This is a genomic window from Alphaproteobacteria bacterium, from assembly GCA_016722515.1.
In the GTDB taxonomy this organism is placed as follows: Bacteria; Pseudomonadota; Alphaproteobacteria; order Rickettsiales; family JADKJE01; genus JADKJE01.
The window spans coordinates 218,510-242,108 of sequence record JADKJE010000001.1; the positions used below are offsets into that span (position 1 = coordinate 218,510).

Here is a 23,599-nt window from a genome sequence, read left to right on the forward strand (position 1 = left end):
TTTAGCAAGATTACTGTTTTTGGTGGTTACGATCTTTAGATGCAACTAATGCGACATTTTCCTACGAATTCTAACTGAAAGCGCATGTGCCGACAAGCCTTCGCTGTCTGCAAATATTGCCGTAGCATCCGCAATTTCAGCAAATGATTCAGCGCTACAGCCCATCACAGAAACACGTTTGATGAAGTTATACACCGACAAACCAGACGAGAATCTGGCTGTGCCTGCAGTGGGCAATACGTGGCTTGGACCGGCCATATAATCGCCGATAGCCTCAGGTGTATATCTACCCAAAAAGATAGCGCCCGCATGGCAAATTTCTGCCAGGATCGATTCTAGGGTTATCAACCATGATTTCTAAATGTTCAGGTGCCAGTTTATTGACAATCGAGGCCGCTTGCTCTGCAATACTTTCAACCACGATGACAGCACCCAGTGCGTTCCAGCTGCGTTTAGCTATCTCTGCACGGCTTAACTGGCTCAATAAGGTTTCAACTGCTTGAACACACTGATTGGCAAAATCCTGGTCATCGGTAATCAATACAGCACGGGAATCTGGACCGTGCTCACATTGCGCTAATAAATCAGCAGCAACCCATTCGGGGGGCGTTTGGTCATCCGCAATCACCACGACATCCGTAGGACCCGCGATCATATCAATTCCCACCACACCAAATACTTGCTGCTTTGCCGAGGCTACATAGGCATTGCCGGGCCCGACAATTAAATCTACCGGTTCAATCGTTTGAGTCCCATAGGCCAAGGCCGCTATGGCCTGGGCACCGCCAATCGTATAAATTTCATCAATCCCGGCTTGTTTAGCGGCCGCGAGAATGGCAGGATTCATTTCGCCTTTAGGGGTTGGCACAACCATCACTACCCGTTTAACGCCGGCTACTTTGGCAGGAATGGCATTCATCAAGACTGTGCTGGGATAACTGGCTAAACCACCTGGAACATAAATACCAACGGAATCCACTGGACGCCATAAATTACCCAAACGCACTCCCTGGCCGTCCACATAATCAAAATCGGTGGGGATTTGTCGCTCATGGTAATGCTGGATACGCTGGGCAGATGATTCAATGGCCTGCTGTAACTCGGTACTGATTTTTCCTACAGCATCTGTAATGGCCGTAAGCTTAACCCTTATGGTATCAGCTGTCATTGTATGGTGGTCAAATTTGGCACTTAATTCAAATAAGGCAGCATCACCTCTGGCTCTAACATCCGCGATAATATTGCTCACCACCTGACGTACTTCAGGGCTAGTCTCTGGTGTATGCGACAAAAGCTGTTTTAACTGCTTTGAAAAATCAGGGTGAGAACTCTTAAGCTGCAGAACCATGAACGACCTTTTCAAATGTTTCAACTAATGGATAAATCTCTTTCGAGCGCGTTTTATAAGCCGTACGGTTAATGATGAGATACGACGAAACATCAACAATTTTCTCAATTTCAACCAAGCCATTTTCGCGTAATGTTTTTCCTGTAGAAACCAGATCAACGATCCGTTTGCACATACCCAGTGTTGGAGCCAATTCCATCGCCCCATTTAATTTAATAATTTCGGCCTGGACCCCCCTCTGGGCAAAATGCTTACGGGTGAGGTTAGGATATTTGCTGGCAACCGTTATATGGCTCCATTTTGCAGGGTCATCATGCTGTGCAAGCCCCTGTTCTTCGGCTACTGATAGACGACATTTGCCAATTCCTAAATCAATCGGGGCATAAAGCTCTGGTGTATCAAACTCTAATAAGACATCACGTCCCGCAACACCGATATGAGCACCACCAAAAGCCACAAACGTCGCCACATCAAAACTGCGAACCCGGATAATTTCCAAATGAGTCACATTGGTTTTAAAACGCAATAAACGACTGCTTGGATCAAAAAACGCCGCTTCTGGCTCAATGCCAACCTGTTTTAAAAGTGGAATTAATTCCTCTGCAATCCGCCCTTTTGGCAGGGCCATAATCATGGGTGTTTCCATTATCGGTACTTCCTGTGGAAAAACGTTTCATAGGTTGGTCACAGTATATCGGCACTTATACCTGGAAGCAAGTACAATACTCGCCCCTAAAGTAAAATTTAACAATACTGTAATAATCAATAAATTATTAAGTTTTTCTTTACTTTTTACATCAAATAAGGTAGAATAGAGGCACAAAAAAGGCTGTTTATGTTCGCACTCAAACATCTGAATATCGTAAGTTTTATCCTGATCTCCCTGGCTTCCTTAGCAGGCTGTAAAACTCCAGATTTTATTGGTAGATCTGAGCTAGCCAACCGCGCTTCTAATCCCATCCTTTTTAATTATAAAGCGTCGAATGCCGAAGAAGTGCGTCTGAGCCAAACCGGCGATACGAATAAAACAGATAATAGTTATTTGCTTTTTACATCAAAACCTATGGCTAAAATCAAAAATAAAATATATGGAGCATTGAGGTTTAAAAATGACACCCCCAATCCAAATGACGACCGTTTTGTTTACCTGCGCAAGCGTGATTCAAATATTATGGCTGAAACAATCTTGCTGGACAATCACGACCAAAAAACCTATCTTGGCATGGGAGAAGTTGGTAATAAGATCAACGCCTTCGGTGCCCAAATCAGGTTTGAATATTAATGCATGACTGCTCCACTCTTTGATCTTGCCACGCTGCAACAACATAAGCAACGCACTCACCCAGAAACTACCCGTGAGCTTCTTGAAGCTTTGGATAGCAACGCTTTATTAACGGATATTCTTTCTGATACTGTCCGAGCATTTCCTTCAGCCTGTCTTACTCATTTTGGCCCATATACACCCAGCCACTATCTCAAAGGCCATTACGGTATTGAATCGCTCTATGAGCATAATGAATTAGAGATACCCTTTACTCACCAGATCAACGAACGTTTTGACCTTATTATCAGTTACTTCCATTTGCATTGGCATAACGATGTACTGCAATCCCTCAAAAACTATTATCGTTTACTGAAACCAAACGGCCTGTTCATCAGTTTATTCTTTGGTGGTTATAGCCTGACCGAACTCCGCCAATCGTTACTCAAGGCCGAAAGTGAACTGACCCAGCAAGCCGCCCCCCGTATCTCCCCTACCATTGATGTCAAAGATGCGGGTCGACTTATCCAATTAGCGGGTTTTGAGAATCCCGTTTCTGATCTTACCCACATGACCGTCTCATACGACCATCCACTTACCCTCTTAAAAGAACTTAAGCAACTAGGTGAAACCAACGCATTGCTCCAGCGTACTCGCCAGTTCATGACTCGAAGGTTATTACATGAGGCCTGTGCTACCTACAGCCAATCCTTTGCCGATGAAGATGGCCGCGTTCCCGCCACCATTGATATCATCACGATGACCGGCTGGAAGCCTCGGAACTCTACATGACCGGCACATTCTACGAACCCATAGAACAAGGGTTTATTATCCGCATCAAAGCCTATCCAGGAGCCAAGCGGGAAGGGTTTACTGGCATCATTGAGACTGAGGGGCAACTTCATTTCCTCAAAGTTTCAATTAGCACGCCGCCAGAAGATGGCAAAGCAAACAAGGCCTTGATTCAATTTATGGCCAAAGCGTGGAAACTGAGCCCTTCACAATTTGAGCTCATCAAAGGCCAAACCCACCGTTTAAAAATTGTTAAACTCGAGATTCTTTCTACTGATGAAGTCGCGCGAATGACAACTTTATTCAAAACGTTTAAATAGCCTCATCTGTTAGCAAAGCCCTATTTGAGTATCCTGCCCTTTTAAGGTATACTCCGCTTCATGATAACGATACCCGCGTCATTACTGTGCCCTCCCCCTCCCTCTAAGCCTTACATCTATATTTTAGGTGCAGGGCCAGGTGATCCATTGCTTTTATCCATCAAAGCCTTACAAATTTTGACACAGCATGCACAGATCGTTGTTCATGACCGCTTGATTTCCCCTGAAATTCTAGCTCTGATCCCAGATCATGTCGAAAAAATATTTGCAGGCAAAGAAGCCGAGCATCATTACATGCCCCAGGACGAAATCCATCAAACCCTCCTGTATCACGCTAACCAGCATAAAATTATTGTGCGTCTTAAAGGTGGCGACCCGTTTATGTTTGGCCGTGGCGGTGAAGAAATGCTGTTCTTGCTTGAACATCATATTCCTTTTGAAGTAATACCCGGCATCACCGCCGCAGAAGGGTGCAGCGCAATGTACGGTATCCCCCTCACCCATCGTGGTGTTGCCCAAGGCGTTCGCTTTATCACCGGCCACCAGCAAGAGGGACGATTGCACCATCTAGACTGGCAAGGACTAGCCGACCCCACCACCACCCTGGTGATCTATATGGGACTTGCCCATTTAGAACAGATCAGCAACCAATTGATTGCGCATGGTTTACCAGCAACCACACCAGTGGCTGTAATCCGCAATGGTACATTACCTGATAGCGAAATATTTTATTCAACCCTCTCTGCCGTTGCTGAGGCAGTCAAATGCCAACAGATCAAAGCACCCTGTTTGATTATTGTTGGAAAGGTCGTTGCTTTAAAAAACTAAGAATAATGGTATTGATACTTAGCCTTTATCATGTACTTGGATAAGCCGATATAGAAAGCATTTTCACATAAAATAATGCTGTTTCTTGTTTTCTGTCTCTTACTCCATTTAACATTAAAACGATTGATTTGAGTGGTTCCCATCCATTGGTGAGGATAAGCTAAATAGATGCGCTTCTGACGAGATAACCAAAGATATAAGAACTTTTAGAAATAAAAATCTTTGGTATAGAATCTCCATATAGCTGCATCCTACAATTGAAAATTGGCCAACATATTAAAGCAAAAAAAAGCAGATCTTTCATTACAAATGAAATGCTTATATCCCCCTATAAACAACATCCTTTTTATTATCTATTTGGACAACAAAGGCTTGTTCTAAAGTGAAGCACCCCAATTCCATACAATACATGATATTTAATGTGGCTGGTAATAGAAAATATTATAATTATCTACGTAAAATATCACATTATCCCCCAAAACCATTGATAATATAATTAAAGAATTATAGTATCCACTTAAACAAAAAAAAAAATAAGAGACTAATTATTATGAATAACAAAGATGAGCATAAGCATATTTACATTGAAAAAATAAATAATATTATTAAAGATTGGTATGTACATACCATGGAAATCCTCTCACAATGTCAACAAAAATTAGAATGGAACACAATGGACCAATCAGTCAAAATCTTGATTCATGCTCATTTGCTTAATAAGCATGATCCATTTCCGGTTCGAAGCATTGAAAAACGGAACATACTAAAAAAGGAGATGATACCCACACTTCTTATTTATAAATCCTATATTGAAAATCTACATCACTTAGATTACATTATTTTTATTATAAGAGAGTGGAGTAATGATAAATGTTCTTTCAATCAAGTACTTACTCTCCTCGTATGGAAACACTATGAATCACTGGAGACGATTGATAAAAATCGAAAAAATCTGGATACGATAAAAAAGAAGATTTCTGGTAGCCCGTTTATATTTGATCAATTAGTGCTTGGTGTAACAGAGGCTTTCTTTTCTCCGGAAACATTTCAGACATATGATCCAGCTGTTAAAGCACAATTAACCATCGTAACGGATACGTACCAGCAAAATAATCAACTTCTGATTGAGGCATTCAATTATTATCGCTTAGCTGATAAAACAGCCTGTGACGTAGCAGACCCTAATCCCTCCTCAGATGGAGAAGATTATAAATATAAATCCAAATTAAAAAGAATTTCCATAAATGCAAGTTGCGTAGAACTTTTTGATAGCATGGTTTCCCTTCATCCAAATTTTAGGGGAGACAGGACGTATCTTGGCAATATCGATGAAGTATTATCTTCCGCATCAAAAAGTGATTTAATCAATATTGAAAAACTACAAAAAAAAGGAGACGAAAAAGGTAACGTTATAAATGAAACCGACAGGAAATATAAGATTATTTTAAAAAACAATGTCGTTGTATTTAATGATTTAGAAAAAACAAAAGAGAAAAACCGCACTAAGAACCTAAAAAAGAAACAACGAAGGAAAAGAAGAAATCAGGAATCAGCGATTCTCGCTCAAACCAGCAACAATAGAGCACTGAATGATAACATCAGCGGTTCAGCTTATTCTTTGCTGGATAGGCCCCCAGAGCCTCATATAGCCAACATAGCACCAGCTTCTGCTGACGATGTATGCACTCCTAATAGTGCACAACCTATGCATTCCCCGTCCTCTTCTACAGAAACAAACGATGCCAACCTACCAAATCACATGAGCAATACCGTTTTTGAAGAGCCTGTAGAGACAAAAGGTGTCTGTGCTCGGATTGTACACAGCCTATGCATCCCCCTTCCTCTGCTCCTGAAATAGCCGATGGCAACATACCCATTCACACAATCAATACCGTTTGTGAAGAACCTGAAGCAGAAAGTATTTATTTACCTACTACGGTACCGTGGGATCATGGTGTCAGTCCTGAAGAAAAAAACCGCTGGCAAAGCAAATTGAACAAAGGAAACACAGAGCCAATACCTCCTATTACAGTAGTTCAATCCATTATTAATTCGCGACCATTATATAATTTGCCCGCAAGTCATTGGGACACCCTGCGTAAGATGCATGACCCATTGGAATGTATAAAGGTCCGCTATAGTCAACTTAAAACAATTTGGATATACATAAATCGTGAGAATTCTGTCGATGACCACAGAGGCAGCTCTCATTTTAGACTTAATGACTCTAATGGAAATTATATCGGCAGCTCCTTTAAACACGGTAAAAATTTTAACTATGTCTATAGCACGATTAGACAATGGCACGACGCATTTGCAAAGATAGGTATTACCAAAGAAGAAATTGATAAATATTATGGAAAGTCCCAATCAGGGCCTGTTCTAAAATGAAGCGCAACATCTTATGATGTTTGTTGTTCAACAGATAATCAAAAAGATGTTGCGTATAAAAAAATAGAACCATTTAAGTTAGGATGAAAGAGTAATGAAACCATTGATAACCACAACTTAACACCACTCAAAAAACTCAATTGGATAACTCCTAATAAGGCATTTTTAAAGAATGTCAGAGGTTTGCACTTCAAACTTGAAGGTGGAAAGCGTTTTTCATTTTTAATATTTAAATTGCTATATATAAATAATATAATATTATACACTGCACACTTAATAATTAAAAATGGATTTATTCAATGAAAGAATCATCAAAATTTATAATCAAAAATAATGAATCTGGCATAGAAAGCTTCCAAAAAGAAATCGATAATGCAACTCCTTATCAGGTTTCAATTCCCAATCAATATAATGCTACCCCTGAAAATTATACATTATTTCAATTACATAGTTTTATAGACGATTTCATATCCGATCCAGAGTTTCGTTCCGAAGTAGATGAAGATATTTATGCAGAGAGCACAGGTAAAACAGAAGTCACCTATAACATCAGTGATGCACAAAAAGCCTTTAAGTTAGCAAAAACCTTAATAGAAAATAACATTGTCATATCCAGCATAGCAAAAGACAACCTCACCAATCAAATCATTATTATAGCGACCATACCAGAACCAATAACGCCATTTACAACGGTAGAAAATTTTGAGAACCCATTTCGAAACCGCATCGATAAAAAATATTATACCCCCCTCCCACTTCAGCCTTGGCTTCAGAAGTCGAATGTGACAGAAGCAACAGATACCGTACTCGTTAAATTACATAAATCTATTATAAATAAAGTGAATGACACTGATCTGCAATCTGAGGATTTTCATGTTGAACTGCACCTCAATACCATTGTTCTAAATTTCGGTAAAAATCAACGAGCCGCAGCACGTTTTGCTTGTACATTACATCAATATAATATGAAAAATATTGATTTTGTTACGATAAATTCCTCCCATTATATTCAAATAAATCCTGGACAGCTCAGTCAGTTCTATACTGAATTTCTTAATTTTAAACCTCACAAAAAAAAACAACTCGCATCAGGTGATCTTAACAAAGGTAATGCAGGAAGATTTGGTTCTTTAAAAAGAGACATGGATGAAATTATTACCAATGAAATTAACCCTGAATTAAGAAAAAGCAAAGTCCAAACCTCAAATAAAAAAACAAAACGTGGGCAAATATCCCAGGGAGCGTATGCAGCCATTACTACGATAAGACAAGCAACCAAGTATGTGTTTCCCACAAGGGAAGATTTTTCGGTTGGCAGTACAAAACCGATTAAGGAACATGATGATTCATTTGTTTGCAATGCCGAAAGATCAAAAGAGATCAGCACTGTTGAACAATATTTGCGCATAGAATTTGAACCTTATAAATCACTTATTCCGTTCGAAGACATAAAATCTAAATTGATGTCTATCATCGAGAAAAAGGGCATTTTTGAAGGCACAACATTTGGTGCAACCAAAACTACGAATGACCTATCCGGCATTTATAAATACGACCCTCTTAAGCAACCATTATCGTTTTTACAATGCAATATTCTTTCTGTGCATTTTATTAGTGATGAGCGTTATACTGAAAATGGTAAGGACTACCCCTCCTCCATCGTCTATAAAGCTATCCTATCCTGTGAAACAGAAATGAAACAAATGGACGCTGGGTTGGAAAAAGAATTATTACAAGCTAAGAAAGATATACTCGAACAAATTCATAATAATTTCTTAAGCAAAAATCAAAGCCCAACCACAAGAATTTTTAATAAAATTAAAGATGTCTATAATGAGCTTGCCAATTTTTATCCCATTAACAGGACCTATAATGATGATCTCGATGAAGAAGTTGAAGGCAGTTCGCTTGATCAGTGGGTTTCAGCACGATTTAAAATGAGCTCATATTTAAATATGGGGTTATATCAATTAGACGAAAAGGTAAAAGCTCTTTACGGAGAAAATTTATATATATTACTCAAAAGTCCGGTAGATCAGCGAAACATCAACCTGGAGTTTGAAGGAAACCTTTATTGTCGAATAAAAGAAAAAACGAACCTAGAAAAAACGGTTAAGGAGCAATACGCAACGTTCATACAGATGACATCGCATTCAAATCATGGAATGTTTTATAAAGGATTCCTTGATCAAGCTCGCCAATTTACCGAAACATCCTTTCCTTTATCAATAAAAGCTCTTCGAGCTCACGAACAATCTCCTTATCAAGACGGCCAAGAATACAGTAGGACTCGCATTCAGGAATCGATCAACAATTTTACCCTAAATTGCAAAAAGGAAAAAATTGATAACATTAAAATAGAGGAAGATCTTATAACTGAAAAATATAAACTATTTGTTTCAACGATAAACAATATTATATTTGAATTAAGGAATGCCCCGAATATCACAGAAAGCCAAAACGCACAATTATTTCTAAGAGGGATGCTAAAAGAAATACTGGATCAATTGGCCAATCATCATCAAGCGCAAGGTGGTAAGATCAGCGAATTAGCAACCGTTGGGTTAGATATTAATCCTGATATAGTCATCCCTTACCTAAATGAATTTGAAAGCTATACATCAGCTGAGAATGTTGATGAAAATAAAAAAGCAGCACTGGTTAGCCAGTTACGTTTGGTAACCGAAGCTAAAATTGGTTTCATGCCTATAGTTCAATGTCGTTCACCTCTTACCCTTTCTATGACCGATTCAATGACGACCCGTATCCGCAGCAATTTCCAATTCTATAAATCAGATGGTAACTATGGTCAAAGTATCATAGACGTCCTCAAATACGTCACACACATAGTTAACCAGCCACAGGACGATTTTAGTTTATTATCAACCCAAATCACAAATTCAATACGAGTGGCACTAAAAGATTCTATCTGCATAGAAATGCTAAGAGAACGCAAAGAGAATCGTTCAAATTTCAATTATGCAAAAGGACAACACAAGCGGACTGCAGCCAAAAATCTTAACTCTATAAGCAATTTTTTAGAGAAGAAGAAATGGTTTGTTAACTCAGCCATTGATCCTACATTCAACGATATTGCTAATGCAACTCAATTTCTAGTGACGCGATTTCCGTTAATTACGACAATAATGTTTCAAAAACTAGAAGAAAATGATATCCCGCTTTTAGCTTCACATCAGGATAAAATTCGTACACACGATGTAGCCTATTTTGATCGAGCAATTGAAGAGCTTGTTCTGGGCCGTGTCTTTAAACGTTTATTTACTCTGGAAATAAAAAACATACAGAACCAGCAGAATGATTTTTCATTTGGGACGATAACACAACATCCACATTTGCTGGCTTTATTGGTTGTAGCGGAACATACATTAAGGCAATATTACCGAGCCGATCTGCATGTATGCTATGACTTAGCTGATAATCAAAATAGTCGCGAAAATGGAAAACACATACCCAATTACCTCAGTCATTTTGATGTATTATTACATGATGTTGTATCTAGCCATTTTCAGGATCCTGAAATCTTGGCATCAACACGTCAGGAATTTCAAAAACACTTTAATAGCGCACTAATTAAATTACACCAAAAAGCACACGTACCATTCATGAAAGGGACGTCTTCGATATCAGTTGGTTATCCAGATGAACTATGCATCGAAAATGCCAAGAAGACTCTTGAGTTAAATAAGCCAGAGGATGCACCGAGTAGAACGAATAGACTTGCTAGAAATATCGGGTCTAAGGTAATCTTAGGACTCTCAAGAGGCAATACGTCTCTCAATGCGTCTGTCAACAAATAGTCAACAGTCTGGATTTCCATTCCTTAGCATACGGCAAATGGTTGCAACAGGAAAATAATACGAAATACAAGCCCGGACCGTTCAAATAAAAAATTATCACAAGCGCTTGAATAAATTAACTGCCTTTGACAATTGATTTAAGCTTCTTAACCTCTTGGTCGAGCTCTGCATCAATACTGCAAAGATCCTCTATGGTTTTAACCCCATGCATCACTGTTGTGTGGTCTTTACGGTTAAAACGGCGGGCAATTTCGGTTAGGCTACGTGTGGTTAAGCACTTGCTTAAATACATCGCAATCTGGCGTGGACGCGCAATCATTCGCATACGGCGCTCTGAAATTAAATCATCTACACTGATATTATAAAACTGAGCAACGGCTTTCTGGATGGATTCAATCGTCACCACCGGCTGATTGCTCCGCAGCAGATCATGTAACATTTCCTTAGTGCCATCTAAACTGATTTCATGATTCATAATCGCACATTGAGCGACGACACGGTTCATGGCACCTTCTAACTCACGGATGCTGCCAGTAATTTTAGTAGCTAAAAATGCCACCACTGATTCTGGCAAAGCGGTTTTCATCTGCTTGGCTTTGGATTCAATAATCTGACAACGTAATTCATAATCAGCCGGTTTGATATCTGCCACCATACCCCAAGATAATCGTGAACGGATACGATTATCGATGTCTTTTAATTCGTAAGGGGGACGATCACCACTGATGACCACCTGGCGCTGGTTATCAAGCAGGCTATTAAAGGTATGAAAAAATTCTTCCTGGGTACTGCCCTTACCGCTGATAAACTGCAAATCATCAATTAGCAATACGTCAACCGAGCGCAACTGCTCTTTAAACGCAATCATTTCATTTTGACGCACAGCCTTGATAAAAAAGAACATAAATTTCTCAGCTGACAAATACGCCACTTTACGATGCGGAAAACGGCTGCGAATAGATGCAGCAAGTGCTTGCAATAAGTGCGTCTTTCCTAAGCCAACACCACCATACACATAAAGCGGGTTATTCCCTGGCACAGGTGACTGTGAATCAAGGATTTTCTGCATGGCAGTATACGCAAGGCGGTTTGATTCACCCACCATATAATGCGCAAAGGTAAAACGAGGATCCAGCGGCGAACTGATCTCATCCGGTTCAACCGTCGCATGATGATCTAGCGGCAGTGAACGGACATTATCACCTTCGATACCAAATTGCTGTGCTACCTCTTCATCAGAAACTTCTTTAGGACGACGGACATAAACATCAACCGCTTTAGCAGCATTATCAAGATGTTGCCAAAGCGAAAGAATCTCTGGACAGTAATTGGTAAGTACCCATTCGCGAATAAAACGGGTCGGCGCACTAAGGATAATATGGCCATCGTCATTGCTGACAAATTCAAGTGACTGTAACCAGCTTTTGTATACGGCTTCACCAAAATGCCCCTTTAACACCTGTTGGAGACTGCTCCATACAGAGACGACACGCGAGGTATCGTTGGCAATTGGCGAATGTATCGCAGCTAATGTCATATTCACTCCCATTTTTATTCATAAGATAGCTACATAAAAGAGACTAAAAGAAAGCTCTCATCTCTTCGTTAAAAAAGAAAAGTTCTATGTAACAATCATTCATTTCATTTATATCAGAAATAGATCACATATTTCCTTCACCCATTAGGGACGAAAATTTCGCTTCACACAACCATATTTTTTTCATTTTTTTTTGACATGAGGGTTGACAACGTAACCATCCCAGACATTTCCTGGGAGCATAAAAAAAAGATTTTTTTTGCTTGCAATATACCTCTTTTCTGCTAGCCGGAACCTTGTTATTTCTTTCTCTGTTAAAGCTGAATAAATTGCTTGTAAGCTACTGAAATATCGCTATAAATTAACATAGATATTAGGAAACACCTATGACTGAAAATAATGACACAAAAATCAAGAGAATCCTTTACCGTAGCTGGCATCGTGGCTGCAAAGAGACTGACATCCTCCTTGGTGATTTCGCCAAGGCTAATTTAACTGCAATGAGTCCTGATGATATCTCATGTTTTGAACAATTACTCGATGAACAGGATCTCGATATTTACAGCTGGATTAACCATCCAGAACTCATTCCAGTTGCTTATCAACAGATGATAGCGACGATCAAGCGCTTTCAAGAGCAAAGGTTTGAATAATGATATGTCGATGCTGACACTTTCTTCTATTCCTGCAGGTGCTCGCGGTTATGTTTTAACCCAATTGTTTCACAAGCAGTCTGATACTATTATCCACGTATCGCTTGATGACCAAAGCATGACGCATCTGCATGATGAAATACGATTTTTTGATTCCACCATTCCCACTCTACTCTTTCCCGCATGGGATTGCCTGCCATACGACCGCACTTCTCCTAATATCCCGATTATCAGCCAACGCGTTGAAACACTTTGCAGCTTAAGTAAGCGCACCAAAGACAAATCAAAACTCATTGTTTTGACAACCATCAATGCCATTATTCAACGTGTTCCTCCGCAAACAGCCTTTGCTTCCCATATCTCAACCATCACGACCCAAATGCAGCTTGATCGTCAAGCATTAGTTCACCAGCTGCTTACACTGGGTTTTAGTCGTTCTGGTACGGCCGTTGAGGCGGGCGAATTTGCCGTACGCGGCAGCATCTTTGATTTAGTCATCACCAGTGACAGCGGCTATCGCCTTGATTTTTTTGGCAATCAGGTTGAATCAATACGCGTGTTTGATCCTATTTCCCAGGTGAGCCAGGGAACCATCAACTCAATCACCTTATTTCCCGCCGGCGAAGTAATGCTGGAGCCTGACCGTATCGAACATTTTCGCCAGCAATATCGCCATTTATTTGGGACCAGCTATAAAGCTGATCCACTGTATGAATCGATTTCCGCTGGCCGTAAATACCCGGGCATGGAACATTGGTTGCCACTTTTTTACCCTAAGCTTGATACCTTGTTTGATTACCTGCCAAACGCTCAGCTGATACTCGATTATCACGCAGACGATGCACGTGTCAAACGCTTAGAAACCATTACCGACCATTATCAAAACCGTAAGGACGCATACGAACATAATCGTTTTGATGATGTTGCGTATCACCCGCTAGAACCAAATTGCCTTTATTTACAGGATGATGCCTGGAAAACCGAACTCTCTAAATTAAAAGTTGTTTCTTTATCACCTTTTGTAGCTACGGACGAAAATATCGTACCGTTTGCCTTATTACCTTCGTTAGACTTAAAACCACTACCACCCGTGCTCACCTTGGCTAAACAACAAAGCCAGCATCCTCTGGCTTACCTCAAAGAATGGCTGGAATCCGTGCGTATTGCCAACAGCAAATCAAAACGTTCTAATCCTCGCCCCGTGATTGCCTGTTTTTCGGATGGCTCGCGTGATCGTTTACATGGAATGTTAGAAAAACATCAAACCAATTCCGTTATTTCAGCCAACTGGCAGGACGTACAGAAAAATCCAAGCAAGCTCATTCAGCTGATAACCTTGCCACTGGAAACAGGTTTTATCAGCGATGACGTTTTGATGATTTCCGAACAGGATATTTTCGGCGAACGTATTTCCCGAAGTCTGCGTAAAACCAAGCGCAGCCAGCAATTTATCATTGAAGCCACCTCTTTAAATCCGGGCGAATTAGTCGTCCATATTGAACATGGTATCGGTGAATTCTTAGGGTTACAGAAACTCGAAATCTCTGGCCATCCCCATGATTTTATCCAGATTGCTTATGATGGTGGCGATAAACTTTATGTACCGGTAGAAAACATCGAAACCATAACCCGTTATGGTAAAAATGAAGGTGTTAAATTAGACCGCTTAGGTGGTGTTGCCTGGCAGGGACGCAAAGCACGGCTTAAACAACGTATTAGGGATATTGCCCATGAGTTGCTTAAAATTACCGCGCTGCGGGAACTCCGAAAAACCGAGCCACTCATTGTGTCTGAAAATCTCTATCAGGAATTCTGCGCCAAATTCCCATATTCAGAAACCGAAGAACAATTACGGGCCATTGACGAAGTTGCCACCGACCTTGCTTCTGGTAAACCGATGGATCGTCTCATCTGCGGCGATGTCGGATTTGGCAAAACCGAAGTAGCCCTGCGTGCTGCCTTCATGGCCGTATTCAGTAATCTACCAGGCGATGCACCATTTAAACCCAATGGCAAACAAGTTGCCGTAGTCGTGCCTACCACCTTGCTATGCCGTCAGCATTTTCATACTTTTAGTGAACGGTTCCGTGGTTTCGGTATTCGAGTTAAACAGCTCTCACGCTTAGTAACCGCTAAAGAAGCTGCCCAAACCAAACTCGAATTAGAACATGGCGAAGTCGATATCGTTGTGGGCACCCATGCCCTGCTTAGTAAGCATATTTCATTTTTAAATTTATCGTTATTGATTGTTGATGAAGAACAGCATTTTGGCGTTAAACAAAAAGAGGCACTCAAACAACTCAAAGCCAATGTTCATATTCTGACCCTCACCGCCACCCCCATTCCGCGAACCTTGCAAATGGCTATGAGTGGCCTGCGCGAACTAAGCCTGATTACCACCCCACCCATTGACCGCCTTGCCATCCGTACTTTTGTCATGCCCTATGACTCAGTCACGTTGCGTGAAGCTATTCTACGGGAACACTACCGTGGAGGAAGAACCTTTTATGTATGTCCACGCGTCAGCCACCTGATAGACATTGAGAAAAAACTTCACCAACTCATTCCTGAAGTTAAGGTGGTGAAAGCGCATGGCCAAATGCCAGCCGCCGAACTCGACCAGATCATGACCGATTTTGACGAAGGTAAATTCGACGTGTTACTCTCCACAACAATTGTTGAATCGGGGCTGGATATCCCCCAAGCAAACACCCTCATTGTGCATCACGCCGACATGTTTGGGCTATCGCAACTTTATCAAATTCGTGGACGTATCGGCCGCGGTAAAATTCGTGCTTATGCCTATCTAACGACCCCTTCCCGCATGACATTACAGGGAAATGCCTTGCAGCGTCTTAACGTCTTGCAGCATTTGGATACCTTAGGTGCGGGCTTCACCATCGCAACCCATGATATGGATATCAGAGGTTATGGAAACCTCTTGGGAGAAGAACAATCCGGCCATATCAAAGAAGTCGGAATGGAGCTCTATCAACACATGCTTGAAGAAGCAATGGTCCTGGCAAAAACCGCTACTGAAGCCAACCCTAATCCGGTTGAACAGGACAACCAATGGAGCCCTTCGATCAATTTGGGCATTCCAGTTTTGATTCCTGATGATTATGTCAGCGATCTAAGCCTCCGCCTTGGCCTGTACCAACGGCTATCGGCATTGCAAAGCGACCCAGAAGTAGAAGCCTTTGGTGCAGAATTGATCGACCGTTTTGGCCCCCTTCCTGAAGCGGCAAATTTTCTACTGGAGGTGATGAAAATCAAATTCCTCTGTAAGCAAGCCCATATCGAAAAAATTGAAACCGGTCCACGTGGTGCCGTTATTTCTTTCCGAGAAGGCCACATCCAAAACCCCTTACATATTTTAAACATGGTCCAGTCTAAACCACATCTATGGAAATTGCGTCCGGACCAAAAGCTAGTCTACCAACAAGAATGGAACGATCATCATTCACGCCTCTTATTAATCCATGGCTGTATCCAGCAACTACTGTCAGCAAACGATGGATGCAACGGTTAATCTCCCCATAACAACCATTTCTTAATAAATTTTATTTAGGCTCATGTGTCCCGAATGTATTCCTATTGAGAGAGAGGCCTATGTATTCAAAAGGTATCGCAGCGTATCAAACCGCAAAAGCTGTTGTTAGTCCGTCACGACAAATTATTTTACTCTATGAAGGTATGATTAAACATATACAGCAAGCTAAAGCCGCTATATTGGAAAAACGTATCGAAGACCGTTATAACGCACTTGATAAAGCCGGAAAAATAGCCATGGGCCTACTGTCTGCTGTTGATTTTGATATCGCACCAGAACTTGCCAAAGCCCTTCAACGCTTCTACATCTCACTCGATGTTCGCTTCCTTCACGTCCAACGCAGTAACGATATAAAAGTATGCGACCAACTGATTAAAGAAATAAATGAGATGAAAAAAACCTGGGAAGCCGTGGATGCTGAGCAACATACGATGCAAGTCAATTAAGCATTAGCGTCATCATTATTCCCACCTTACGCCTTTGAAGACTCATTAATTAACCCAAGTTCGGAGTTTTTTGATAGATGAGATAGGAGTTGCATTGGTATGGCTCAAAACGCCTTCATCTTCGACCGCCCATGGGCGGTCGGGGAAACTGCGCAATACTATTTATCGACCAGTAAAATTCCTATCTACCCCCAATAATAAACGCCGAGCTCGAGTTAATGGTGCTTAATATCCATCACTTCCGTGCGGGTGAATAGTTCATTTTTGCTGCAAAATTCGCACTTCACATTGATTACATCGTCTATGTAAAGCGGTTCGATTTCTTCATTTGGCATCGAACACAGCACCGAACATATTCTCTCACGAGAACACCTGCATTTAGCGATAACTGGCTGTGGGTTAAAGATACGTACGCCATCATCATGGTAGAGTCGGTAAACCAACCCTTCTGGTGATAAATGCCCATCTGTCATTTCGTCATGTGTTAAGGTTTGAAATAAAATAGAAGCATGTTCCCATTCATTGGGTTCGACATACAGCGCACGCTCATCATTATCATCACTCAGTGCTTTATCGTGCTTATCATAAACCAGTTCGACTGGCTTGCCACCCTGTTGGGGTAAACGCTGAATCATCATCCCACTAGCAATCCAATAACTGCTGCCATTATTGGCTTTAAACGAACTATCTAAACGGATACAGGCATCGAGCTGATCTGACTGCCGAAAATAATCTTCCATACAACCTGCCAGAGTCTCTTTTTCGATAGGAACGATCCCCTGATATTTATCATTCCACTGGCGATGGTCAATCGATATCATTAAATTGCCACTGGCCATGAGTGCTTTAAAATCATATTCCTGGGTTTGCTTCAAATAGTCGGCGTCTTCCTCATTCCATTTGGCATATCCCCTTACGTGGCCTTCAGAAGTATAATCGGCCACGATTAAACGAATAGGCCGATTGCCATGTAACTGGATACTGACAACACCCTCTAATTTGAGTGTCGCTCCAACTAATGCAGCCATAGCCAGCATTTCACCCAACAATCGTGAAACCACATGCGGATATTGATGTTGTTTTATCACTTCAGTCAGACTCTTTTTAAGCCGGACAAAACGCCCCCTTATATGGGAACGTTCAATCATAAACGGCATCACAACATCATGCTCTAGCAGATTGTCATTTGCAGATAATTCAACCATAGGAACCCTCTTAGAAAATAAGGTTAGGAGAATAACCTGCAAATCTCTACGAATCAAGTACCTAGAGCCAACGTTTACTTCAACCACATGGTTAAAATTTAATTAACATCCAAACTATTGCCCCCATGAATACTCATTATCATTCGCATTTAATATTCAATTAAGAGTCTTGAGTCATACTAGTGAAATGGGGGTAAGTGAGTATGAAAAAAATCAACTATCATTCTCAACCTGTCGAAATTGAGCATCTGGCTTTTCGTGCTCTCGCTAAAGCCTTAACGACGGATTATGATCTCAAAAAACCGACATTAGTGAGTGCCATCCCTAACCAGAAAAGTTATACAACATTGATCCATGCCATCAAGCATGGCATCAGCAAACAATTCCATAAACCCTGGAAAGACATTTCACCACAGGAAATTCATCAATTTCTAGATCATTATGAAACCCTGGATGAACGTGTCGACCTCATGCACCGAAAAGAACTTATGTCTGATATGCTGGCGCAAGTGCTTAAATACCACCAGGTTCCCATCAAACAAGTAGACCAGTTCGAGGAACATCTCAGCTCGATTGTGGCTGATCCAAAAACCTATGAATTCGTCACGAATATCGTCTGGGATCATCACCCAAAAGCACTTTCCATTGATAAGGAAGAAGTACATTTTCTCTATCAGCTTATGTATAAAAAAGCGGATGAGCTTCATGTGGATACCGAGGCTTTATGCCAGGATGCCAAATATAAAAAGGACATTCAGGACATCACAAAAAATTATGAAAATTATAAAAAAAACAGAGGGAGTATTGCTTAAGGAAAATATTCACCTTTTAGTGTATATATGATAAAGTTATGCGCATATAAATTATAATATATTTATTATTGTAATTTATATTCCATAATAAATATCAAAAGAAGTTTATATTAAAAAGATATCGAAGAACCTGGAATTTAAGTTATGGGGTTTAACGCATCCGTTATCGATGCCCACGCTAAATGTGTCTTTAGTCGTTTAGGTGAAGGAGCCCCCCAATAAAGCTTTGCATTCTTGTTAATAATATTTTATAAATAGAGAAGCAGATCCTTATCTATTTAGCATTATGAAAGAAAAAACAGTACCTCAATATTTCAAAACCTATATAGAACCTGCCTTCGATAGGTTATGGGAACTCTCTTGTATCTATGACTATAATAAAGCGTGTGTTCAGTTGATTAATAGCCTAAGGTCATTAGACGATACGGATATAAAGGTTATATTTGAAAAAAACTTCCCGCATATTTTTACAACGGAGCAAGAAAGAAATCAAACATTGCCTCTGTTGATAAGCATGTCAAATTTACTCAAAAAACCGATACAAGCTCAGACTCTAAAACGCTGCGGGTTGGAAGCCACCGATGGCAATCAAATGGCATCAGCGTTATTAAACAGCCTCGATGGATGGCTAAGAAATCACGAAAGCAGGCACCTACTACTCCAACAGACCTCCCCCTTGGCATCACCACCAACCTCCCCTTCACGACATGCAACTAACATTAAAAATAGGCGTATACGGTTTGACCACAAACAAATAGCCCCCTCCTTCTAAAACATACGTCGCTTAAATCAACATGGCATGAATTGTTATTCTCTATGTATACCAGGTGGATTTTTGTGGTCTTTTTTAATGAGATCCTGGTGCCTCTCATGTGGCTTTCTAACTTGTTCAGAAACAGTTCTATAGTTACGCGTACGAGCCTGTTGAGCAATTTTTCTCCCCCATGTTTCTTGCTTCTTAGATTCTTCTCTCGCTTTCTGATGTTCAATGACGGTAAAAATAATTTCTGGTGACTTGATCGATTGATTAGTAACAAATTCATATAAGGTTGTCGGTTTATGAATCTGAGGCTGATCATCATCCGTTAACCACTTTATTTTTTTACCCAGAAGGGTGGGATGTTCTGTTAAAAGCGTATCCAGCAAGTCGATGTTCGATTGAATGAGTGCACATTGGAGGCGAATCTGTAGTGCCAGTTCCTTGCCAGCCACTAGATTTCTATCCATGACTTCACACATTTGATACCCTAAATTGTTGAGAGTAACCGCTTCTCCAAAACGGCCTAAAGCCTTCGCCACGCCTAATGTGTCTGGATGGTGCTTGAAAGCATTACCTATTTCTTTTGCACTACTATGAATAATACGCTGTAATTGCGTGAGATCTTTTTTTGATAAGGATGAAAAAGCCTCTAGCTTATCTGCAAATTCCAGGGAAATGAAATGTGAGGAACTAATATCATAATGTCCTCCATGAATACCCCTTACAATATCAAGAGGCAATACAGGGTCGCCCTTAGTCATACCATCAAACAAATGTGGTTGATTCATCCGATTTCGAGTAAATTTCTCATAACCAAGTCGTGATCCAAAAGCCCCAGCACAATCAAGGACCGACGCAATATCATTGCCATTTTTATCTTTCACAACCCCAACATTTCCCATATGTATATCATAATTTAAAGTTAAAATGGAGAGTGCCAAGACCTCATGTATGCCGGTGAGATGAACTTCTTCATATGCTTCGTACGGCTCTATATTCGTTCTGACAGAAAAGCTCCATAGTGATTCAAAATCTTTTATAAAACGAGAAGCGAGCAAGATGCTTTTATCACGACCTTTTACTAACCGTATTTTAGGCGCTCTTTCTCCCACAAAGAACCTGGCAATATCAGCCCCCCATTTCTCAGCAATCGTATCTTCAATCGATTGATACTTGAGCATCCATTCATTTTTATATTTAGATTTTTTTGGGGTTGTCATTTCCTTTTATTTTTTTTTCCACGACAATCCCAGCTTCTAAACCTTCTGCTTTTTCCCTTACTTCTGCGTACCTGCTAATAGGCTTAGGGCTGCCAATTGGTGTATCATGACTTTTTGAGTCATAATCCTGGGCTAATCCCCATTTCAATATGTTTATTTTTATTAGTTTTTCTGCTGTAACCGCAATGTGATGAGGCCCTCTGTCTTTATATTTTTTATCATGCTGCTCTAACCTTCTCGATTTCTTTTCATATGCCTTGTTTTGATAGGATTCCATACATTGATTAATCATCGTGACATATTTTTTCATATATTGATTTTGCAAGACTTTATCTAACACCATTTCAGGCGATATGGTCTCCCCGTTTCCCGCGCAAGCGATCGAAAAAGTTGCAAAGGCAGCATAGTTAGTTAATGTTTTATGGACAAGTTTAAGAGCAACAGCGTCTGGATCCTTTGCCAAAAACCCACGAATGTTACGTAAGAATTCTTCTTTTATATGCTGATGAACCCTTCTTATCGTGTTGTTTTGCAAATTGTGTGTTTGCACGTATTGTTGCATATTTACGAGCAACACTTTTTCGGGTAACATAACATGTGGATGTTGTTGTGTACGCCAATTTATTTCTCTTTCCAAATCAAATCTTACTTTTTTCTGAATAACAGAATGTAACCCTGCAGGATCAAAGAATAGGCTATCTTCTAAAATCGCCATAGGATGAACGCAAGCCATGTTGAAAATGTGTCGATGAACACGATCAAAATAGTCATACGTAGACGTAAGCCACCTTTGAGCATCCTGATCAATTGCGTCAATAGACAAAGCACTATTTATTTTTGTTGAAGTGTACAACGATTGAAATAAAACTTTCGTTAGCTGACTAAAATACTGTTTTATCGGCTTTCCCTTTGCGACCTCATGAATCATACTCATGCAAATAACGGGGCTTCTCCCATCTAGAACAGCCAACGAACCCATGATCGTCGCATACGTCAAGGCAAAGTTGGCTAATTTTTGTCTCACAACGTAATTTTGAGGCACATCAACAAAAGTGCCAGCATAACTATCAAATTTGTTGCACATCTCTGTAATGGCTGAATCTAATACAACAGGAGGAACGTGATCTTTATAGATCATCACGTCCATACGCTTAATAGTTTCTGGATAATTTTTCCAAGAATCAGATTGGTGGGCTTTTAAATAAATTGTATTTATATGCTGAAGAATGCGGTCATTTAATTTATATCTAAAATATTGTCCAAAATGACTTTCAATTAATTTTAAGGAAACTGAATAATGACCATCAACCATAAATTCAACCATCAATGTATTAATAAGCTTAAATCTACTATATGAACAATCATACTATATTTTTATTTTTAAGTACCAACATCATATTATCCTAATGAGAACACGTCCAGCGCTTGTCCTAATTTTAACTGCCCTCTTTTAGGATTATTTATACATGACTCAATTGAAAATGCTCTATCTCTCTATAAAGCCATCCGCACTTATCGTGATTAGAGCATTGCTAACACCGCTAATGCTGCATTTTCACTGGGCAGTTTAGGGGCATCTAATCCCATTTTCTGCAAGGCTTCTTTCATCCCCTGACGTTGATCATTCCAAACGGATTGATCGCTCAAAAGCGTGATGACTTGATGAGATAAGCGTTCTGGGGTGCAGTCATCCTGAATACATTCTGGTATCACTAAACGGTCGAGGATAATATTGACAAGTGATGCATATTTAATCGAAAGCATCCATCTGGCAATCATCGCCGTTAGTGGGTTCATTTTATAGGCGACCACCATAGGGATTTGCTGACGTGCCAATTCTACCGTGACTGTTCCAGATTTAGTCAGCGCAGCAGAACAAGCTGCCATTGCATTCATACGCTCATGGGAGTCGGTAATTAACGTCATCGGTAAGTCGAGTGATGTTAACGATGGCTCAAGGGTAGCAACCAAATGCGGCATCGTTACCACAAGCACATGAAATTCCGGTATTTTGGCTTTAACCAACGCTAACGCCTCTTTATAAATAGGCAATAAACGCTGAACCTCCCCCAATCGACTCCCCACAAAAACACCAAGCACCGGAACATGCATTGCTATACCGTGTTTTTTTCGAAAGGCCAGTCCGTCACCTCGAGGATCTTCCACTACCGGATGGCCCACCCATACCGTCCGTAACCCATGCGGCAAAAAATAAGCCGGTTCAAACGGCAATAACGCTAATAATAAATCATACAGTTGGGCCATGGTTTTAGCCCGTCCCGGCCGGTAGGCCCATACGCTGGGCGCTACATAATGAACAAGAGGAATGGTTCGAGGCTGAAGCCCTCTGGCAACCCGTTTATTAAATCCGGGTGAATCGATGGTAATCACTAAATCAGGCTTTTTAGATTTAATATCAGCCATTGTTTCCTTAATTAACTTTTTAAAATGGAAAATTTTTGGAATGATTTCAATCAGTCCCATTACGGACAATTCCTTCATAGGAAACAGGCTTTTCAACCCCTGCTCCTGCATATTCGCACCGCCAATCCCCGAAAAAACAAGATCAGGTTGATGCACTTTCAAGGCTTTCATTAATTTAGCCCCGAGTATATCTCCTGAAGCTTCACCGGCGATAAGATAAATATGCGTCAT

At 40.5% G+C, this 23,599-nt stretch carries 17 protein-coding genes and 1 pseudogene; 11 read left to right on the plus strand and 7 right to left on the minus strand.

All coding sequences use genetic code 11. The features are described 5' to 3' along the window. Positions 1-45: 45 nt before the first annotated feature. Both hisD and IPP74_00985 read right to left on the minus strand, forming a co-directional pair. Positions 46-1,348, minus strand: a pseudogene (gene hisD / locus IPP74_00980) (histidinol dehydrogenase). After that, entirely contained in the window at positions 1,332-1,994 is a 663-nt protein-coding gene (locus IPP74_00985; GenBank protein ID MBL0317875.1) for an ATP phosphoribosyltransferase, read from the minus strand. Before IPP74_00985 ends, hisD begins: the two are co-directional and overlap by 17 nt. A gap of 189 nt (positions 1,995-2,183) precedes the next feature. On the opposite strand from IPP74_00985, the gene IPP74_00990 reads away from it, so the two are divergent. The 7 genes from IPP74_00990 (at position 2,184) to IPP74_01020 (ending at position 10,758) form a co-directional block, all read left to right on the plus strand. Further along, a complete protein-coding gene (locus tag IPP74_00990; protein MBL0317876.1) occupies positions 2,184-2,630 on the plus strand; it encodes a hypothetical protein in 447 nt (148 codons plus the stop codon). A 3-nt stretch (positions 2,631-2,633) separates the two neighbouring features. Next, positions 2,634-3,401, plus strand: a complete 768-nt coding sequence (locus IPP74_00995) for a methyltransferase domain-containing protein (GenBank protein MBL0317877.1) — start codon at positions 2,634-2,636, stop codon at positions 3,399-3,401. Further along, positions 3,398-3,721, plus strand: a complete 324-nt coding sequence (locus tag IPP74_01000; GenBank protein MBL0317878.1) for a DUF167 domain-containing protein — start codon at positions 3,398-3,400, stop codon at positions 3,719-3,721. Before IPP74_00995 ends, IPP74_01000 begins: the two co-directional genes overlap by 4 nt. A gap of 60 nt (positions 3,722-3,781) precedes the next feature. Next, the gene (cobA, locus tag IPP74_01005; GenBank protein ID MBL0317879.1) at positions 3,782-4,549 is read left to right on the plus strand and encodes a uroporphyrinogen-III C-methyltransferase; all 768 of its coding nucleotides are present in this window, start codon (positions 3,782-3,784) and stop codon (positions 4,547-4,549) included. Positions 4,550-5,099: 550 nt separating this feature from the next. Beyond that, a complete protein-coding gene (locus IPP74_01010; GenBank protein MBL0317880.1) occupies positions 5,100-6,407 on the plus strand; it encodes a hypothetical protein in 1,308 nt (435 codons plus the stop codon). Next, on the plus strand, positions 6,377-6,940 hold the full coding sequence (locus IPP74_01015) for a hypothetical protein (protein ID MBL0317881.1): 564 nt from the start codon (positions 6,377-6,379) through the stop codon (positions 6,938-6,940). Before IPP74_01010 ends, IPP74_01015 begins: the two co-directional genes overlap by 31 nt. Before the next feature lie 299 nt (positions 6,941-7,239). Then, the gene (locus tag IPP74_01020; GenBank protein ID MBL0317882.1) at positions 7,240-10,758 is read left to right on the plus strand and encodes a hypothetical protein; all 3,519 of its coding nucleotides are present in this window, start codon (positions 7,240-7,242) and stop codon (positions 10,756-10,758) included. A gap of 115 nt (positions 10,759-10,873) precedes the next feature. On the opposite strand, the gene dnaA is transcribed toward IPP74_01020, so the two are convergent. Continuing rightward, positions 10,874-12,295, minus strand: a complete 1,422-nt coding sequence (dnaA, locus tag IPP74_01025; protein ID MBL0317883.1) for a chromosomal replication initiator protein DnaA — start codon at positions 12,293-12,295, stop codon at positions 10,874-10,876. 386 nt (positions 12,296-12,681) lie between these two features. Between dnaA and IPP74_01030 the strand changes: the two genes are divergently transcribed. The 3 genes from IPP74_01030 (at position 12,682) to IPP74_01040 (ending at position 16,947) form a co-directional block, all read left to right on the plus strand. Continuing rightward, complete coding sequence (locus IPP74_01030) at positions 12,682-12,948, plus strand: succinate dehydrogenase assembly factor 2 (GenBank protein ID MBL0317884.1); 267 nt, start codon at positions 12,682-12,684, stop codon at positions 12,946-12,948. A 4-nt stretch (positions 12,949-12,952) separates the two neighbouring features. Continuing rightward, positions 12,953-16,480 (plus strand): transcription-repair coupling factor, encoded by a 3,528-nt coding sequence (gene mfd, locus IPP74_01035; protein ID MBL0317885.1) that lies wholly within the window; start codon positions 12,953-12,955, stop codon positions 16,478-16,480. Between the two features lie 80 nt (positions 16,481-16,560). Further along, positions 16,561-16,947 (plus strand): flagellar protein FliS, encoded by a 387-nt coding sequence (locus IPP74_01040; protein ID MBL0317886.1) that lies wholly within the window; start codon positions 16,561-16,563, stop codon positions 16,945-16,947. A 215-nt stretch (positions 16,948-17,162) separates the two neighbouring features. Here the strand turns inward: IPP74_01040 and IPP74_01045 are convergent, their stop codons facing one another. Beyond that, entirely contained in the window at positions 17,163-18,152 is a 990-nt protein-coding gene (locus IPP74_01045; protein MBL0317887.1) for an Hsp33 family molecular chaperone HslO, read from the minus strand. Positions 18,153-18,355: 203 nt separating this feature from the next. Here IPP74_01045 and IPP74_01050 point away from each other — a divergent pair, with 203 nt between their 5' ends. Further along, the gene (locus IPP74_01050; protein MBL0317888.1) at positions 18,356-18,964 is read left to right on the plus strand and encodes a hypothetical protein; all 609 of its coding nucleotides are present in this window, start codon (positions 18,356-18,358) and stop codon (positions 18,962-18,964) included. Positions 18,965-19,771: 807 nt separating this feature from the next. On the opposite strand, the gene IPP74_01055 is transcribed toward IPP74_01050, so the two are convergent. The 3 genes from IPP74_01055 to lpxB all read right to left on the minus strand — a co-directional run bounded on the left by IPP74_01055 (position 19,772) and on the right by lpxB (position 23,599). Further along, complete coding sequence (locus IPP74_01055) at positions 19,772-20,944, minus strand: hypothetical protein (protein MBL0317889.1); 1,173 nt, start codon at positions 20,942-20,944, stop codon at positions 19,772-19,774. Then, entirely contained in the window at positions 20,922-22,256 is a 1,335-nt protein-coding gene (locus tag IPP74_01060; GenBank protein MBL0317890.1) for a hypothetical protein, read from the minus strand. Before IPP74_01060 ends, IPP74_01055 begins: the two co-directional genes overlap by 23 nt. Positions 22,257-22,465: 209 nt before the next feature. Then, the gene (gene lpxB, locus IPP74_01065) at positions 22,466-23,599 is read right to left on the minus strand and encodes a lipid-A-disaccharide synthase (GenBank protein ID MBL0317891.1); all 1,134 of its coding nucleotides are present in this window, start codon (positions 23,597-23,599) and stop codon (positions 22,466-22,468) included.

Coding starts and splice junctions, on each gene's coding strand:
- IPP74_01030 (MBL0317884.1), top strand. CDS start 12,682: ATGACTGAAAATAATGACACAAAAATCAAGAGAATCCTTTACCGTAGC.
- IPP74_01045 (MBL0317887.1), bottom strand. CDS start 18,152: ATGGTTGAATTATCTGCAAATGACAATCTGCTAGAGCATGATGTTGTG.
- IPP74_01000 (MBL0317878.1), top strand. CDS start 3,398: ATGACCGGCACATTCTACGAACCCATAGAACAAGGGTTTATTATCCGC.
- IPP74_00995 (MBL0317877.1), top strand. CDS start 2,634: ATGACTGCTCCACTCTTTGATCTTGCCACGCTGCAACAACATAAGCAA.
- IPP74_01060 (MBL0317890.1), bottom strand. CDS start 22,256: ATGGTTGATGGTCATTATTCAGTTTCCTTAAAATTAATTGAAAGTCAT.
- IPP74_01050 (MBL0317888.1), top strand. CDS start 18,356: ATGAAAAAAATCAACTATCATTCTCAACCTGTCGAAATTGAGCATCTG.
- IPP74_01055 (MBL0317889.1), bottom strand. CDS start 20,944: ATGACAACCCCAAAAAAATCTAAATATAAAAATGAATGGATGCTCAAG.
- IPP74_00985 (MBL0317875.1), bottom strand. CDS start 1,994: ATGGAAACACCCATGATTATGGCCCTGCCAAAAGGGCGGATTGCAGAG.
- dnaA (MBL0317883.1), bottom strand. CDS start 12,295: ATGACATTAGCTGCGATACATTCGCCAATTGCCAACGATACCTCGCGT.
- IPP74_01040 (MBL0317886.1), top strand. CDS start 16,561: ATGTATTCAAAAGGTATCGCAGCGTATCAAACCGCAAAAGCTGTTGTT.
- mfd (MBL0317885.1), top strand. CDS start 12,953: ATGTCGATGCTGACACTTTCTTCTATTCCTGCAGGTGCTCGCGGTTAT.
- IPP74_01020 (MBL0317882.1), top strand. CDS start 7,240: ATGAAAGAATCATCAAAATTTATAATCAAAAATAATGAATCTGGCATA.
- cobA (MBL0317879.1), top strand. CDS start 3,782: ATGATAACGATACCCGCGTCATTACTGTGCCCTCCCCCTCCCTCTAAG.
- IPP74_00990 (MBL0317876.1), top strand. CDS start 2,184: ATGTTCGCACTCAAACATCTGAATATCGTAAGTTTTATCCTGATCTCC.
- lpxB (MBL0317891.1), bottom strand. CDS start 23,599: ATGACGCATATTTATCTTATCGCCGGTGAAGCTTCAGGAGATATACTC.
- IPP74_01015 (MBL0317881.1), top strand. CDS start 6,377: ATGCATCCCCCTTCCTCTGCTCCTGAAATAGCCGATGGCAACATACCC.
- IPP74_01010 (MBL0317880.1), top strand. CDS start 5,100: ATGAATAACAAAGATGAGCATAAGCATATTTACATTGAAAAAATAAAT.